The following is a 14,502-nucleotide window of genomic DNA, read 5'->3' as shown; positions in this document are numbered from 1 at the left end:
TCCACCCGGCCCGCTCGGTCCCTTGGATCCCTCTGCTGACATGGTCCCGTGGCCGCCTTTCCAGTTCAGAACGTGTGCAGCAGCCGGCTGTAGACCCCGAACGCCCCGAGGGCGACCGGGATCAGCGCCACCACGCTGACCGACTCGACGAGGTTCATCAGCCGGCGCAGCCGGACCTGAAGGTGCTCCGGCACACGCACCGCGAGCACCACCAGCGGCAGCACCGCCAGTACGCACAGCACAGCGAGCGCGCCCGAGGGATCGTCCGCGTCCGCCGCCCACCGCAGCACCGGATTCACCCCCACCGCCGCACCGGCCGCCAGCAGGGCGACGACCTCGACCGTCAGGGGATAGGCACGTGCGCGCGAAAGCATCACCACGCACAGAAGGACCGCGGCGGCGACCGACCAGCCGTCCCCCGGGCCCGCGGCGAGCACGCCCGCCGCGCCCGCGGAGGCCGCCATGGCGACAGTGGCCGGCGCGAGACCACGATGTGTCGCGCCGAGGGCGGTCACGACCTGGTGCCGGCTCACCGGGGTGCCGCCGGACCGCTGGTCGTCGAGCCGGGTCAACCCGGCCGCCGTCAACGCCAGTCGGGGCAGCTGGCCCAGCACCAGCACCGACACCACGCCGAGCGCGACTCCCGTACGGGCCGGGCTGGTCAGCGCCAGCCCGGCCTCCCAGGCTCCCACCGCGAGCGCCACCGTCGCCGCGGCGACGAGTCCGCCGCGCCCCAGCTCCGTGCAGACCCCGAGCAGCGCGAGCGCGACCGCGACGGTCAGCCCCACGGCAGCCAGCCGCACCGTGCCGGTCGAGGCGGCCTGCCAGGACGTGAGCACGCCGAGCGCGCCGCCCCATACGAGCAGTGCGGCGCCCAGGGAACGCCGTCCGAGCCATCCGCCGGCGACTCCACCGGCCGCGGCGAGCACCGCGGCGACACCGGTCCAGAGCGCGGCCCGGCCCGCCCCGTACCCACTCGCCGCCACGGCCCCGGCGACCAGCGCCAACAGCACGCTCGCCGCGCCGGCCGTCCACGTCCGGCTCCGCCGGCCCCAGCGCCGACTGCGTATTGCCAGATCGTCGGGGACCTCGTCCATGGAGCCCCGCACGGCCGGCGCCGAATCCATCCCCGAACTCACACTCACCATGCCGCCGCGGCCCCTGCGTTGCTGCCAGTTGGACTTGCTCCGGGATGCCACGAACCGTCGGCCGGCTTGCCCGTGAGGAACGACCGCTCCGCACGACCGGCACGCACCACGGCTGCCGGGGAGCTGCTCCCGAAGAATTTGCCCAGATTCTCATCCGGACCCCGCAGCGTCCGCCGCCGCCCGGGCATCCACGCCTCCCGCGGCCTGCTGCTGCGCGCGGAAACGGACTCCGGCACCTGGCTGTCGTCATCCCGCGCCATCGCCCGCTCCCCCTCACGTTTCCTCGCGCGACACGATACGGCCCCCCTCCGACACGGTGTCCAGCACGGCCGACGGCGGCTGGTGGGGAAAACCCCACCCCCATCACCCCAGCCACCCCATGGCACGCGGAGCGGCGGCCGGGCAGGCTGGGCGCATGACGGAGAGTTCCCGGCCCGGTGCCGATGCTGCTGATGACGCCTTTGACGGTGTCTCACCGCCCCCCAGAGGGCCGCTCAGCGGCACGACGTGGCGGGAGATCGCGTACCTGCTGTCCAATTTCCCGTTGGACGTCGTCGGGTTCGTGGTGCTGGTGGTCTGGCTGACCCTCGGGATCGGGCTGGCCGTCACCGTGATCGGGCTGCCGCTGCTGGCGAGCGGCCTGGTGGTGTGCCGGAAGTACGGGAAGCTGGAACGGGCGCGAGCGCGGGTGCTGCTCGGAGTGCGGGTGCCCGAACCGAGTCCGCTGCGGGCCCGGGAGCGGGGTTTCCTGCCCTGGCTGTGGACGTGCCTGAAGGACCCGGTCGCCTGGCGGCATGCGTTGTTCGCGTTCATCCGGCTGCCCTGGGCCGTGTTCACCTTCACGGTCACTCTGGTCTCGCTCTTCGTGGCGTGGCCGGCGCTGCCGTGGCTGGCGCGCTGGCTGACGGACGTGGACCGGGCGATGGTGCGCGGCCTGCTCTCGCCCTCCGACGAGCTGGAGCGGCGGATCGCCGAGCTGGAGTCGGACCGGGTGACGGTCACCGACACCGCGGCCGCCGATCTGCGGCGCATCGAACGCGACCTGCACGACGGCGCGCAGGCCCGGCTCGTGGCGCTCGCCATGGGGCTCGGCCTGGCGAAGGAGAAACTGCTGGAGGGCCAGTCCGACGCAAGCGTGGCGGCGATGGTCGACGAGGCGCACGGCGAGGTGAAGCTGGCGCTGCAGGAGCTGCGGGATCTGGCCCGGGGCATCCATCCGGCGATCCTCACCGACCGGGGGCTGGGCCCCGCCCTGGCCTCGCTGGCCGGGCGCTGCACGGTACCCGCCACCACGGTCGTGGACCTGGACGAGCGGCCCGCGCCCGCCATCGAGGGCATCGCCTATTTCACGGTCTCCGAACTGCTGCAGAACATCTCCAAGCACAGTGCGGCGCGGCAGGCGTCCGTCGAGGTGTGGCGGGTCGAGGGGGGTGGGCCCGCAGAGCGCACGGACCAGGGCGGTGGTGGGCGATGGGCGGGCGGCCGGCTGCTGATCCAGGTGACCGACGACGGGAAGGGCGGGGCGCGGCTGGACGGCGGCAGCGGGATGGCCGGGCTCGCCGAGCGACTGGGGTCGGTGGACGGGCTGTTCGTGCTGGATTCGCCGGTGGGCGGGCCCACGCGGGTGACGGCGGAGCTGCCGTGGCGGGCGCGGACGGCATCGGGAGCGGGGGCGCAGGCGGCATCGAGGGCGACGTCGAAGGCCGGGGCGGAGGGACGCTGACGGGCCGTCCGACCGGGCCGTTTGCCGCCCGGCCGGGGGAGGGTGGTGGCGGCCTCAGGTCCGGGGGTGGGGAAAACCCCAGGCGAAGACTGCGAAGTCCCTCATGGTGCGGGGGACGCCGGCCGCGGACCCTTGTCGTAGCGGAAAGAGCCGCACGGCTGCAGTTCGGGCAGCGGCTCCGACAGGGCAAGGACCGCATCCGGCAGAACGGACGACGAGACGATGGAAATCGCATACGCACCGCATCCCCGCGGCTCCCGTGTGCCCGAGGGGCTGCGCGCCCCGTTCTCCGGGCGCACCTGGCGGGAGTTCCTGTACCTCCTCCTCAGCCTCCCTCTGTCCATCGTGATGTTCACCTACGCGACGGTGGTGATCTCGCTGGGCGCCGGCTTGCTGGTCACGTTCCTCGGCATCCCGGTGCTGGCGGGCGGTCTGGCCGGCGTCCGTGCGCTGGGCGGCCTGGAGCGTGCGCGGGCCCGCACACTGCTGAGGCTGGACGTCGACGATCCGGAGCCCGTCCGGCCCGCCAAGCCGAGCCTGATGGGGTGGGTCGGGGCCGTACTGAAGAGCGGGGCGTCCTGGCGGCACCTTCTCTATTCCCTGCTGCACTTCCCGTGGGCGCTCTTCTCCTTCATCTTCTCGGTGACGTTCTGGACGCTCGGCTGGGGGCTGCTGACCTATCCGCTGTGGCGGTGGACGTTCCCCGCGTACGTCGGCCGGTCGGGCATCCAGCTGTGGGGTGACGGCCGCGGCAACGGCGCCTATCTCGACACCCCGGCGGAGACCGCGGTCACCTGCGGGGTCGGGCTGCTGTTGGTGCTGGCCGGACCGTGGGTGATCCACGGGCTGACGCAGATGGACCGGGTCATGGTCCATGGCCTGCTGGGACCCTCCGCCCTCGCCACCCGGGTCTCCCAGCTGGAGTCGGACCGCGGGGTGGCGGTGGACACCGCGGCGGCCGATCTGCGGCGCATCGAGCGTGATCTGCACGACGGCGCGCAGGCCCGGCTGGTATCGCTCGCCATGGACCTGGGCCTGGCCAGGTCGAAGCTGGCGGAGGATCCGGAGGCCGCCGCGAAGATGGTGGACGAGGCGCACGGCGAGGTGAAGATCGCGCTCCAGGAGCTGCGCGATCTGGCCCGCGGGATCCACCCGGCGATCCTCACGGACCGGGGTCTCGGCCCGGCGCTGTCGGCCCTGTCCGCGCGGTGCACGGTTCCGGTGACCGTGACCGTGGACCTGGATCACCGGCCGGCCGCCGCGATCGAGGGCATCGCGTACTTCACCGCCTCCGAGCTGCTGCAGAACGTCTCCGCACATGCCCAGGCCACCAGCGCGACGCTGGACGTCTGGCACGCCGCGGACCGGATCATGGTCCTGGTCACGGACAACGGCAGGGGCGGCGCGCACACCGGGTCCGGCACCGGCCTGGCCGGCCTCGCCGAGCGGCTGGATTCCGTCGACGGCCTGCTGATAGTGGACTCCCCCGCCGGCGGCCCGACCTGCATCACCGCAGAACTGCCGTGGCGGGGGTGACGACGGAGCTGCCGTGCGGGGGTGCCACGGCCCGCCTCGACCGGGCACGGCCCGCCTCGACCGTGCGGCACCCGGAGACGCGCCACGAGCACCACTCGCCCCGTCCCGTCCGGCCGCCGTCTCGCCCGCCTCCCGCCCGTTTCTTCGCCCCTGATCCCCTCATCCACCTCGCGGTCGTCCGGATGCTGGGATGCTGGAGGCCGACAGGGGTGGGATGCGATGAGGCATGGGGGAGTCTGAGCCGTGGAGGACAAGGTGCGGGTGGTCATCGCCGAGGACTCGGTGCTGCTCCGTGAGGGCCTGACCCGGCTGCTCACCGACCGGGGGCACGAGGTCGTGGCGGGTGTGGGGGACGCCGAGGCGCTGATCAAGACGATCGGGGAGCTGGCGGACGAGGGGGCGCTGCCGGATGTGGTGGTGGCGGACGTACGGATGCCGCCGACGCACACCGACGAAGGGGTCCGGGCCGCCATCCGGCTGCGCCGGGACCACCCGGGCCTCGGGGTGCTGGTGCTCTCGCAGTACGTCGAGGAGCAGTACGCGACGGAGCTGCTGGCCGGGTCGAGCCGGGGCATCGGCTATCTGCTCAAGGACCGGGTGGCCGAGGTGCGGGAGTTCGTCGACGCGGTGGTCCGGGTCGCCGGGGGCGGGACCGCGCTGGACCCGGAGGTGGTGGCGCAGCTGCTGGGCCGCAGCCGTAAGCAGGATGTGCTGGCCCATCTGACGCCCCGGGAGCGGGAGGTGCTGGGGCTGATGGCCGAGGGCCGGACGAACTCCGCGATCGCCCGGCAGCTGGTGGTCAGCGACGGTGCGGTCGAGAAGCACGTCAGCAACATCTTCCTGAAACTGGGCCTGTCGCAGAGTGACGGGGATCACCGCAGGGTGCTCGCAGTGCTCACCTACCTCAGCTCCTAACCACCTGACACCCTGTCAGATGGGTGGCCCGAGGCGTTTTCCACCGGGGTCCAGGACTTTGGCCGTAGAACCAATGGAGGAGTCCGGAGCGTCATGAATGAGGGGGCACCGGGGGTGGTGATTTCATGACAAAACACACCAGATCGGTGTCTCATGCTGCCGTCCAGCATGCGAGCGCCCCAGGGAAGGCCACCCTTACCCACGTACGATGGTTATGGGACAACCGGTCAGTACGACACACGTCCCGAGCCCTGCCTCCGGCGGGGACGCCGCACCCCTCGAGGGAGGTCCGAAGCAGTGACCAGCCAGGTCAGTAGCACAGCCGAGCAGACCGACGCAGCGCTTGTCGGGGATGAGCGCGCTTCCGGTGACGGCGGCGAAGGCAAAGAAGTCCGACGCCTCGACCGGGTGATCATCCGGTTTGCCGGTGACTCCGGTGACGGTATGCAGCTCACCGGTGACCGGTTCACGTCGGAGACCGCGTCGTTCGGTAACGACCTGTCGACGCTGCCGAACTTCCCCGCCGAGATCCGTGCGCCTGCCGGAACCCTGCCGGGTGTCTCCAGCTTCCAGCTGCACTTCGCCGACCATGACATCCTCACGCCCGGTGACGCGCCGAATGTGCTGGTGGCGATGAACCCGGCCGCGTTGAAGGCGAACCTCGCGGATGTGCCGCGGGGCGCGGACATCATCGTCAACACCGACGAGTTCACCAAGCGTCCGATGGCGAAGGTGGGATATGCGACCAGTCCGCTGGAGGACGGGTCGCTGGAGGCCTACAACGTCCACCCGGTGCCGCTGACGACGCTGACGATCGAGGCGCTCAAGGAGTTCGGGCTCTCCCGCAAGGAGGCCGAGCGCAGCAAGAACATGTTCGCGCTGGGGCTGCTGTCGTGGATGTACCACCGGCCGACCGAGGGCACCGAGAAGTTCCTGCGGGCGAAGTTCGCGAAGAAGCCGGAGATCGCGGAGGCGAATGTCACGGCGTTCCGGGCGGGCTGGAACTTCGGGGAGACGACGGAGGATTTCGCCGTCTCCTACGAGGTCGCGCCGGCGACCAAGGCCTTCCCGACCGGCACCTACCGCAATATCTCCGGGAACCTGGCGCTCTCCTACGGGCTGATCGCGGCCGGCCGGCAGGCGGATCTGCCGCTGTATCTCGGCTCGTATCCGATCACCCCGGCCTCCGACATCCTGCATGAGCTGTCCAAGCACAAGAACTTCGGTGTGCGCACGTTCCAGGCGGAGGACGAGATCGCCGGGATCGGCGCGGCGCTGGGCGCCGCGTTCGGTGGTGCGCTGGCGGTGACGACCACGTCGGGGCCCGGTGTGGCGCTGAAGTCGGAGACGATCGGTCTGGCGGTCAGCCTGGAGCTGCCGCTGCTGATCGTGGACATCCAGCGCGGCGGGCCGTCGACGGGCCTGCCGACGAAGACCGAGCAGGCGGACCTGCTGCAGGCGATGTACGGGCGCAACGGTGAGGCACCGGTGCCGATCGTGGCGCCCAAGACACCGGCCGACTGCTTCGACGCGGCGCTGGAAGCGGCCCGGATCGCGCTCACGTACCGCACCCCGGTCTTCCTGCTCTCCGACGGGTATCTGGCCAACGGCTCCGAGCCGTGGCGGATCCCCGACGTCGACGAACTGCCGGATCTGCGGACCCAGTTCGCCTCGGGACCCAATCATCAGCAGGCGGACGGCACCGAGGTGTTCTGGCCGTACAAGCGCGATGAGCAGACGCTGGCCCGTCCCTGGGCGGTGCCGGGCACGCCGGGCCTGGAGCACCGTATCGGCGGTATCGAGAAGCAGGACGGCACGGGCAACATCTCCTACGACCCGGCCAACCACGACTTCATGGTGCGCACCCGCCAGGCGAAGGTCGACGGCGTCGACGTCCCGGACATCGAGGTCGACGACCCCGCCGACGACAGCGGCCGGGGCGCCGGCACCCTGGTGCTGGGCTGGGGGTCGACCTACGGGCCGATCACCGCGGCGGTACGGCGCGTACGGGGCGCCGGGGAGCGCATCGCTCAGGCTCATCTGCGCCACCTGAACCCCTTCCCGGGGAATCTCGGCGAGGTCCTGGCGCGTTACGAGAAGGTGATCGTGCCGGAGATGAACCTCGGACAGCTCGCCACTCTGCTGCGTGCCAGGTATCTCGTCGACGCACAGTCGCACACCCAGGTCAGCGGAATGCCGTTCAAGGCCGAGCAGCTCGCGGAGGTCTTTAAGGAGGCCATCAATGACTGAGACGATCGCGGAGGGGTCCTCGCAGATCGAGGCGCTCTCCCTGGTGCCCAAGGCCGACGCCAAGCAGTCCATGAAGGACTTCAAGTCCGACCAGGAAGTGCGCTGGTGCCCCGGCTGCGGTGACTACGCCGTCCTTGCCGCCGTGCAGGGCTTCATGCCCGAGCTCGGCCTGGCCAAGGAGAACATCGTCTTCGTCTCCGGCATCGGCTGCTCGTCCCGCTTCCCGTACTACATGAACACCTACGGGATGCACTCCATCCACGGCCGCGCCCCCGCCATCGCCACCGGCCTGGCCTCCTCGCGGCGGGACCTGTCCGTGTGGGTCGTCACCGGCGACGGCGACGCGCTCTCCATCGGCGGCAACCACCTCATCCACGCCCTGCGGCGCAACGTCAACCTCAAGATCCTGCTGTTCAACAACCGGATCTACGGTCTGACCAAGGGGCAGTACAGCCCCACCTCCGAGGTCGGCAAGATCACCAAGTCGACGCCGATGGGCTCGCTGGACGCACCGTTCAACCCGGTCTCGCTGGCGCTCGGCGCCGAGGCCTCCTTCGTCGCGCGCACGGTCGACTCCGACCGCAAGCACCTCACCTCGGTGCTGCGCGAGGCCGCCGCCCATCCCGGGACGGCGCTGGTGGAGATCTACCAGAACTGCAACATCTTCAACGACGGCGCCTTCGAGGTCCTCAAGGACAAGGAGAAGGCCGAGGAGGCCGTCATCCGCCTGGAGCACGGGCAGCCGATCCGCTTCGGCGCCCTGGCCCCCGACGGCTTCGGCTCCAAGGGCGTGGTCCGCGACCCGGCCACCGGCGACCTCCGGGTCATCGACGTACGGGAGGAGGGCACGGGAGGTGTGCTGGTGCACGACGCGCACAACCCCTCGCCCACGACGGCCTTCGCCCTCTCCCGGCTCGCCGACCCCGACACGCTCCACCACACCCCCATCGGGGTCCTGCGCAGCGTCGACCGGCCGGTCTACGACACCCTGATGTCCGACCAGCTCGACGACGCCATCGAGCAGAAGGGCAAGGGCGACCTCGGCGCCCTGCTGGCCGGCAACGACACCTGGACGGTCGTCGGCTGACGGCCCGAAGGGTGTCCACCACACTTCCGAGCGCGTAGCCGCCTCGCGGGTACGCCCTGGGAGTGCGCCGGACCGCTCGCGGGTGCCCGTACGGAACGCCTCAGGGCGTTCCGTACGGGCACCCGTTTGCGTTTCCGGCGCCCCCGCGGTCCGCTCCGGCCGCGCGCCATCGGCGTACCGGCTGGGCACCATGGGCGTACCGGCCGCGCGCCACCGGCGTCCCCGGGATCCCCCGTGTGCATCCGTCGGGGCGCGTCCCTTCTGCGCGCCCGGTGCGGGTGCCATGCTGGCGGCTTCCCAACCGCCAGGGGGTAGGACATGAGCATCGTCGTCACCGGTGCCACCGGGGCACTCGGCCGGCTCGTCATCGAGGAGCTGCTGAGGCGCACCGCACCGGGCGATCTCGTCGCGCTCGCCCGTGACCGCGCCAAGGCCGCCGGCCTCGCGGCCCGCGGTGTCGAGATCAAGATCGCGGACTACGGCCGGCCCGAGACGCTCCAGGGAGTCTTCGCGGCCGGCGACCGGGTGCTGCTCATCTCCGGGAACGAGGCGGGACGGCGCCTCACCCAGCACCGCGCCGTCATCGACGCCGCGCGGGAGGCGGGCGTCGGGCTGCTGGCGTACACCAGCGTGCTGGGCGGGCCGACCGCCACCTTCTCCATCGCCGAGGAGCACATCGCCACCGAGCAGGCGCTGCTCGCGTCCGGGGTGCCGTACTGCCTGCTGCGCAACGGCTGGTACCACGAGAACTACACCGGTGCGCTGGCCGGCATCCTGAAGACCGGCGCCGTCGTCGGCAGCGCCGGCGACGGCCGGGTGGCCACCGCCGCGCGCCGGGACTACGCCGAGGCGGCCGCCGTCGTCCTCACCGGCAGCGGCCAGGAGAACACGGTGTACGAGCTGAGCGGCGACACCGCCTGGACGATGGCCGAGTACGCGGCCGAGGTGTCCCGGCAGACCGGCCGGACGATCCCGTACCAGGACCTGCCGCAGGAGCGGTATGTGGCGCTGATGGTCGAGGCGGGGGCAGCGGCGCTGGGCGCGCAGATGGTCGCCGAGGCGGACGCGGGGATCGCCCGCGGCGAACTCGCCGCGACGCCCGGCGAGCTGTCCCGGCTGCTCGGCCGCCCGACCACTCCGATCGCCGAGGCGATCGCGGAGGCGCTGAAGGAACTCCCCGTCTGAAACGGCCTGCCGGTCCGCAGCGGCTCCCGTACTCCCGCTGAGCGGGCCTTCGGTTCGCCCATGTCCCCCGGCCCGGCCGGCCCGCACCCCACTTGGCCGGCCTGTCATGACCGTATGCCAAGACAGGCATGACAGCAGGGCCGGGCGGCGCTACTTTCACAGAGGCGGCGAAGCACCCTCAGGAGGTCCCCCTTGCAGCCTCGAAACGATCAGCGTGTCGGACTCGCCTACGGTCTCGCCGCCTACACCATGTGGGGCCTGCTGCCGCTCTACTGGCATCTGCTGGACGCCGCCTCGCCGTCCGAGATCCTGGCCCATCGCATGATGTGGTCGCTGCCCGTCGCCGTCGTCATCCTGGCCGTGCTGCGCCGTTGGTCGTGGATCGGCCCGTTGCTACGGCAGCCCAAGAGGCTCGGGCTGATCCTGATCTGCGCCCTGGTCATCTCGGTGAACTGGTTTCTCTACATCTGGGCGGTCAACGCCGGGCACGTCCTGGAGGCCTCGCTCGGCTACTTCATCAATCCGCTGGTCAGCATCGCCTTCGGCGTGCTGGTGCTGCGCGAGCGGCTGCGGCCGCTGCAGTGGACGGCGGTGGGGATCGGCCTCCTCGCCGTCGTCGTGATGACCGCCGCCTACGGCAAGGTGCCCTGGATCGCGCTCGGGCTGGCCTTCTCGTTCGCGACGTACGGGCTGGCCAAAAAGGGCATCAAGCTCGACGGGATCGAGGGCTTCAGCGCCGAGACGGCCCTGCAGGCGCTGCCCGCGCTGGGCTTCGTGGTCTTCCTCGGACTGCACGGCGAGTCCAGCTTCACCACCGGCGGGGTGGGCCAGGCTCTGCTGCTGTCGGGCTGCGGAATCGCGACGGCGGTGCCGCTGATCTGCTTCGGCGCCTCGGCGATGCGGCTGCCGCTGACGACGATCGGGATGATGCAGTATCTGGCGCCGACCTTTCAGTTCCTGCTGGGGCTCACCGTCTTCCACGAGCGGATGCCGCCGGAGCGCTGGGCCGGGTTCGCTCTGGTGTGGGCGGCCCTGGCGGTACTGACCTGGGATGCGCTGCGGACGGCACGGCGGGCGCGGGCGGCGCTGGCCGACGCCGCGGCCCGTGCGGGCGAGGCGGCCGCGGCCGGGGCCGTGCAGGGGACGGAAGCGGACCGGGCAGCGGCGGCGGCGCAGAACCCCGGCGCACCGGCCGCGACGCCGCCTCCCGGCATCACACCGTGATGTCCCGGGTGGTGAAGCGCGCCCAGGCGGCCGAGCCGAACACCAGGGCGTACAGCGCCTGCAGGCCGATGTTCTTCTGCAGCTGGTCCCAGTAGACGGGGTCGCGGAGCAGGTCCGCGAACGACAGCCAGTAGTGCGGGAAGAGATAGGGCTGGATGGCGTGCAGCTGCGGGAGGGTGTCCAGGATCTGCACGGTGATCAGCAGACCGACCGTGGTCGCCATGGCCGCGATACCGCTGGTGGTGAGCGCCGAGATGAACAGGCCGACGGCGGCCACCCCGATGAGGGACAGCGCGACCGCGACCGCGATGGCCAGTGCCCGCAACAGCCCCTCGCCGAAGGACACGGACGTACCCGAGAGCAGGGTGACATCGCCCAGGGGGAAGAGCAGTGCGCCGGTCGCCAGCGCGGACAGCGCCACGACCAGGGTGCCCACCAGACAGAACGTCAGGGTCGTGGCGTATTTGACCAGCAGCAGGCGGGTGCGGCCCGCGGGCGCCACCAGGAGATAGCGCAGCGTCCCGCCGTGCGCCTCACCGGCGAGGGAGTCACCCGCGATCACGCCGATGGACATCGGCAGAAAGAACGGCAGCGTCACCGCGAGCGAGGTGAAGACCAGGAAGAGGCCGTTGTTGGTGATCTGGGAGATGAACGCCGGGCCGCCCGGGCCGCCACCGCCGCCCGGCCCGCCGTCGCCCGTCTCGATCTTGACGGCGACGCCGACCAGGACCGGTACGCCCGCGAGCACCGCCAGCAGCGCGAGAGTGCGCCAGCGCCGGAACGTCGTCACGATCTCGCTGCGCAGCAGACCCAGCGACCACAGCGGTCGGGGCGTGCGCGACGCCGCTTCAGCCTGCGACATCGAAGCCCTCCCCGGTCAGTTGCACGAAGACGTCCTCCAGCGAGGCGCGGTCCGTACCGAAGCCGCGGACGCGTACACCTGCGTGCACCAGCGCGGCGTTGAGATCCGCCAGGTCCGGCGGGTCCCCGCCCTCCGGACTGCCCATGGGCGCCTCCGCGTCCGGGAGTTCACCCGTCACCCGGTCGTCGGTGACCTGGAGGCCGGTCAGGCCGCGCTCCTTGAGGACCCGGACCGCGTCGGCCGTGTCGGGGGTGGTCACCGTCAGCCGCCCGTTGCCGCGCGAGTCGAGGACCGTGGCGGAGAGAGCGGCGACCGTGCCCTGGGTGATCAGCCGGCCGCGGGCCATCACCGCGGCATGGGTGCAGACCTGCTCGATCTCGTCGAGGAGATGGGAGGAGAGAAAGACGGTGGTGCCGTCCGCCGCCAGTTCGCGGATCAGGGCGCGGATCTCCCGCATGCCCTGCGGGTCCAGGCCGTTGGTCGGCTCGTCGAGGACCAGCAGTTCACGGGGCTGGAGCAGGGCCGCGGCCAGGCCGAGGCGCTGCTTCATGCCGAGGGAGTAGGCGCGCGCCTTCTTGCCGGCCGCGGCGGCCAGGCCCACCCGCTCCAGTGCATGGCCGACCCGCCCGGCACGGGTACGGGGATCGGCGAGCGGGTCGGCGGCGTCGAACCGCCGGAGGTTGTCCCGGCCGCTGAGGAAGCCGTAGAGCGCCGGTCCCTCGATGAGGGCCCCGACCTTGGGGAGCACCCGGCGGCCCGCGGCGGGCATCGGCTGCCCGAGCACCCGGGCGCTGCCGGCGCTCGCTTCGATCAGGCCCATCAGCATGCGGATGGTGGTGGTCTTGCCGGAGCCGTTGGGGCCGAGGAAGCCGAAGACGCTGCCGCGCGGTACGGCCAGATCGAGACCGTCGACGGCGAGCTGGCCGCCGCGGTAGGCCTTGGTCAGCCCCCGCGTCTCGATCGCCGGGTCCCCGGCCGTCCGGGAGCCGGGCCCGCCGTCGGGCGGACGGGCGCCCTCGGACCCTGAGGCGGGCGGCTGTGGCATCGGCTCCCCCAACGTCGTACGGATGGGTTCACGGGCCGCGCCGTGCCACCCGCAAAGGGGTGGCACGGCGGTCCCGCGCTGCTGCGGTGGCCCGTTACTTGGCGGCGTTGGCCGCGTCGATCAGGGCCTGCTTGTCGACGGCGCCGACGTAGACCGTGCCGTGGTCCGTGACCAGGGCGTTGACCAGGCGAGTGCTGAAGACCCGGCCGGAGCCGAAGGAGCCGTTCACCTTCTCGCCGATGCTGTCCAGGAACTTGCCGGCGTCGCCGCCGGCACCCTGGTCCTTGCCGGCGCCCTGGTCCTTGCCGGCGGGCAGGCCGGAGCCGTCGCCCTTGATCGTGGCGATGGACGTCCAGCCCTTGCCGAGGACGTTCAGCCCGCCCATGTCCTTCTTGACGTCCTGCACGTCCTTGTGGGACCGGATGCCCTTGCCGTGCTCGCGCTGCGCCGTCGCCCGCGCCTTGTCGCCCTCGACGACCTTGGCGCCCTTGGGCGGGGTGAAGGAGAACGTGCTCGCGGCGGGCTTGGCGAAGTCGACGTTGGTGTAGCCGACGTCGATGGCGGCCGCGCCACCGCTCTTGGGGGTCAGGGTGAACTTCAGCGGCACGCCGTTGTCGGCGTCCACCGCGACCCGGATCGAGCCGACCGTCGAGGCGGCCTGCTTGGGCTTGATCAGCAGCTGGTAGGCGTCCCGCCCGGCGACCTTGGCGGTGCCGTCGACGGTGACCGAGGTCGTGTCACCGGCCGCCTTCAGGGCCTGCTTCGCGAGGTCCTGCGGGGTGGCGTTCTTCAGGCCCTCGGGGAGGCCCTCGGCCGTCCGGTGCTGCTTGCCGTGCCGGCCGGCGGCGGGCGCGGTGCTGTGCAGCGCGGTGTTGCTGCCGCTGTCGTAGGCCCAGAGCTCGTTGCCGTTGTGGACCAGGCTGTACTCGGCGGCCTTGTCGACGATCGACACCCGCTGCTTCTCGGGGCCGTCGGCCGCGACGCGCAGCGTGTGCGCGCCGGACGCCAGCTCCATCAGCTTGTTCTGGGGCGCTGCGGAGGCACCGTCCTCGCCCTTCCCTGCGCCCTGGCCACCGCCGAAGCCGCCCGCTCCGCCACCGGCGCCGGGCAGGGACGGCAGACCGAGGTCCGTGGTGACCCGGACCGTCCCGGAGAGCTGCTGGACATCCGACTTGGCGACCTTGGCTATCAGGTCCTGTGCCGAGATTTTCGGCAGGTCCGGAGAACCGGAGCCGGCGAACGCCGGGACCAGCCCGATCGTGGCCGCCGCCACCCCCGCCACCGCGACGGGTACGGCGTACCGCACCGCCTTACGGCGCCCCGGGGAGCGCTCCCCGTCCCATCCTTCGGTGCCCTGTGTCGGTTCGTTCCGTGGCATCTGCCCTACCTCCGTCGTATGCGGCGGTTGCTGCGCTGTCCACTCGTCCACCCCTGGGGCTCATGGTGGCCCCTCCGCCGCGCTCTGGTGTTTCCATCTCACCAAATCGCCTCGCGGATAACGTCACCCGGCGGGAGCAACTCGTCCTA

At 71.6% G+C, this 14,502-nt stretch carries 11 protein-coding genes; 7 read left to right on the top strand and 4 right to left on the bottom strand.

Annotated features, from left to right (window positions below):
* Nucleotides 1-65: 65 nt before the first annotated feature.
* Nucleotides 66-1,148 (bottom strand): secretion protein snm4, encoded by a 1,083-nt coding sequence (locus tag ACWGI6_RS02890; protein WP_453265843.1) that lies wholly within the window; start codon nt 1,146-1,148, stop codon nt 66-68.
* A gap of 415 nt (nt 1,149-1,563) precedes the next feature.
* Between ACWGI6_RS02890 and ACWGI6_RS02885 the strand changes: the two genes are divergently transcribed.
* The 7 genes from ACWGI6_RS02885 to rarD all read left to right on the top strand — a co-directional run bounded on the left by ACWGI6_RS02885 (nt 1,564) and on the right by rarD (nt 11,068).
* Nucleotides 1,564-2,871 carry a sensor histidine kinase gene (locus ACWGI6_RS02885; protein WP_453265842.1) on the top strand — a complete coding sequence of 436 codons (1,308 nt, stop codon included), beginning with the start codon at nt 1,564-1,566 and terminating at the stop codon, nt 2,869-2,871.
* Nucleotides 2,872-3,093: 222 nt separating this feature from the next.
* Nucleotides 3,094-4,407 (top strand): sensor histidine kinase, encoded by a 1,314-nt coding sequence (locus tag ACWGI6_RS02880; RefSeq protein ID WP_453265841.1) that lies wholly within the window; start codon nt 3,094-3,096, stop codon nt 4,405-4,407.
* A 255-nt stretch (nt 4,408-4,662) separates the two neighbouring features.
* Nucleotides 4,663-5,322, top strand: coding sequence for a LuxR C-terminal-related transcriptional regulator (locus tag ACWGI6_RS02875; protein ID WP_393906526.1), 660 nt, complete (start codon nt 4,663-4,665; stop codon nt 5,320-5,322).
* Nucleotides 5,323-5,619: 297 nt separating this feature from the next.
* Nucleotides 5,620-7,572: a 2-oxoacid:acceptor oxidoreductase subunit alpha gene (locus ACWGI6_RS02870; protein ID WP_453265840.1), complete on the top strand. Its 1,953-nt coding sequence runs from the start codon at nt 5,620-5,622 to the stop codon at nt 7,570-7,572.
* On the top strand, nt 7,565-8,659 hold the full coding sequence (locus ACWGI6_RS02865) for a 2-oxoacid:ferredoxin oxidoreductase subunit beta (protein ID WP_453265839.1): 1,095 nt from the start codon (nt 7,565-7,567) through the stop codon (nt 8,657-8,659). The genes ACWGI6_RS02870 and ACWGI6_RS02865 overlap by 8 nt, the downstream gene beginning before the upstream one ends.
* A gap of 318 nt (nt 8,660-8,977) precedes the next feature.
* Nucleotides 8,978-9,844, top strand: a complete 867-nt coding sequence (locus ACWGI6_RS02860; RefSeq protein WP_453265838.1) for an SDR family oxidoreductase — start codon at nt 8,978-8,980, stop codon at nt 9,842-9,844.
* 192 nt (nt 9,845-10,036) lie between these two features.
* Nucleotides 10,037-11,068 carry an EamA family transporter RarD gene (gene rarD, locus ACWGI6_RS02855; RefSeq protein WP_453265837.1) on the top strand — a complete coding sequence of 344 codons (1,032 nt, stop codon included), beginning with the start codon at nt 10,037-10,039 and terminating at the stop codon, nt 11,066-11,068.
* On the opposite strand, the gene ACWGI6_RS02850 is transcribed toward rarD, so the two are convergent.
* The 3 genes from ACWGI6_RS02850 to ACWGI6_RS02840 form a co-directional block, all read right to left on the bottom strand.
* The gene (locus ACWGI6_RS02850; RefSeq protein ID WP_453265836.1) at nt 11,058-11,930 is read right to left on the bottom strand and encodes an ABC transporter permease; all 873 of its coding nucleotides are present in this window, start codon (nt 11,928-11,930) and stop codon (nt 11,058-11,060) included. The genes rarD and ACWGI6_RS02850 overlap by 11 nt on opposite strands.
* Nucleotides 11,917-12,975, bottom strand: a complete 1,059-nt coding sequence (locus tag ACWGI6_RS02845) for an ATP-binding cassette domain-containing protein (protein ID WP_453265835.1) — start codon at nt 12,973-12,975, stop codon at nt 11,917-11,919. Before ACWGI6_RS02845 ends, ACWGI6_RS02850 begins: the two co-directional genes overlap by 14 nt.
* 94 nt (nt 12,976-13,069) lie before the next feature.
* The gene (locus ACWGI6_RS02840; protein WP_453265834.1) at nt 13,070-14,353 is read right to left on the bottom strand and encodes a LolA family protein; all 1,284 of its coding nucleotides are present in this window, start codon (nt 14,351-14,353) and stop codon (nt 13,070-13,072) included.
* Between the last annotated feature and the right edge of the window lie 149 nt (nt 14,354-14,502).

Source organism: Streptomyces sp. NPDC054786 (assembly GCF_053611685.1).
This window is presented reverse-complemented; position numbering and strand designations above follow the sequence as displayed.

Bases quoted from the DNA above. Each gene is read 5' to 3' on its own strand.
- ACWGI6_RS02890 (WP_453265843.1), bottom strand. From the start codon at position 1,148: ATGGTGAGTGTGAGTTCGGGGATGGATTCGGCGCCGGCCGTGCGGGGC.
- ACWGI6_RS02885 (WP_453265842.1), top strand. From the start codon at position 1,564: ATGACGGAGAGTTCCCGGCCCGGTGCCGATGCTGCTGATGACGCCTTT.
- ACWGI6_RS02880 (WP_453265841.1), top strand. From the start codon at position 3,094: ATGGAAATCGCATACGCACCGCATCCCCGCGGCTCCCGTGTGCCCGAG.
- ACWGI6_RS02865 (WP_453265839.1), top strand. From the start codon at position 7,565: ATGACTGAGACGATCGCGGAGGGGTCCTCGCAGATCGAGGCGCTCTCC.
- ACWGI6_RS02860 (WP_453265838.1), top strand. From the start codon at position 8,978: ATGAGCATCGTCGTCACCGGTGCCACCGGGGCACTCGGCCGGCTCGTC.
- ACWGI6_RS02850 (WP_453265836.1), bottom strand. From the start codon at position 11,930: ATGTCGCAGGCTGAAGCGGCGTCGCGCACGCCCCGACCGCTGTGGTCG.
- ACWGI6_RS02845 (WP_453265835.1), bottom strand. From the start codon at position 12,975: ATGCCACAGCCGCCCGCCTCAGGGTCCGAGGGCGCCCGTCCGCCCGAC.
- ACWGI6_RS02840 (WP_453265834.1), bottom strand. From the start codon at position 14,353: ATGCCACGGAACGAACCGACACAGGGCACCGAAGGATGGGACGGGGAG.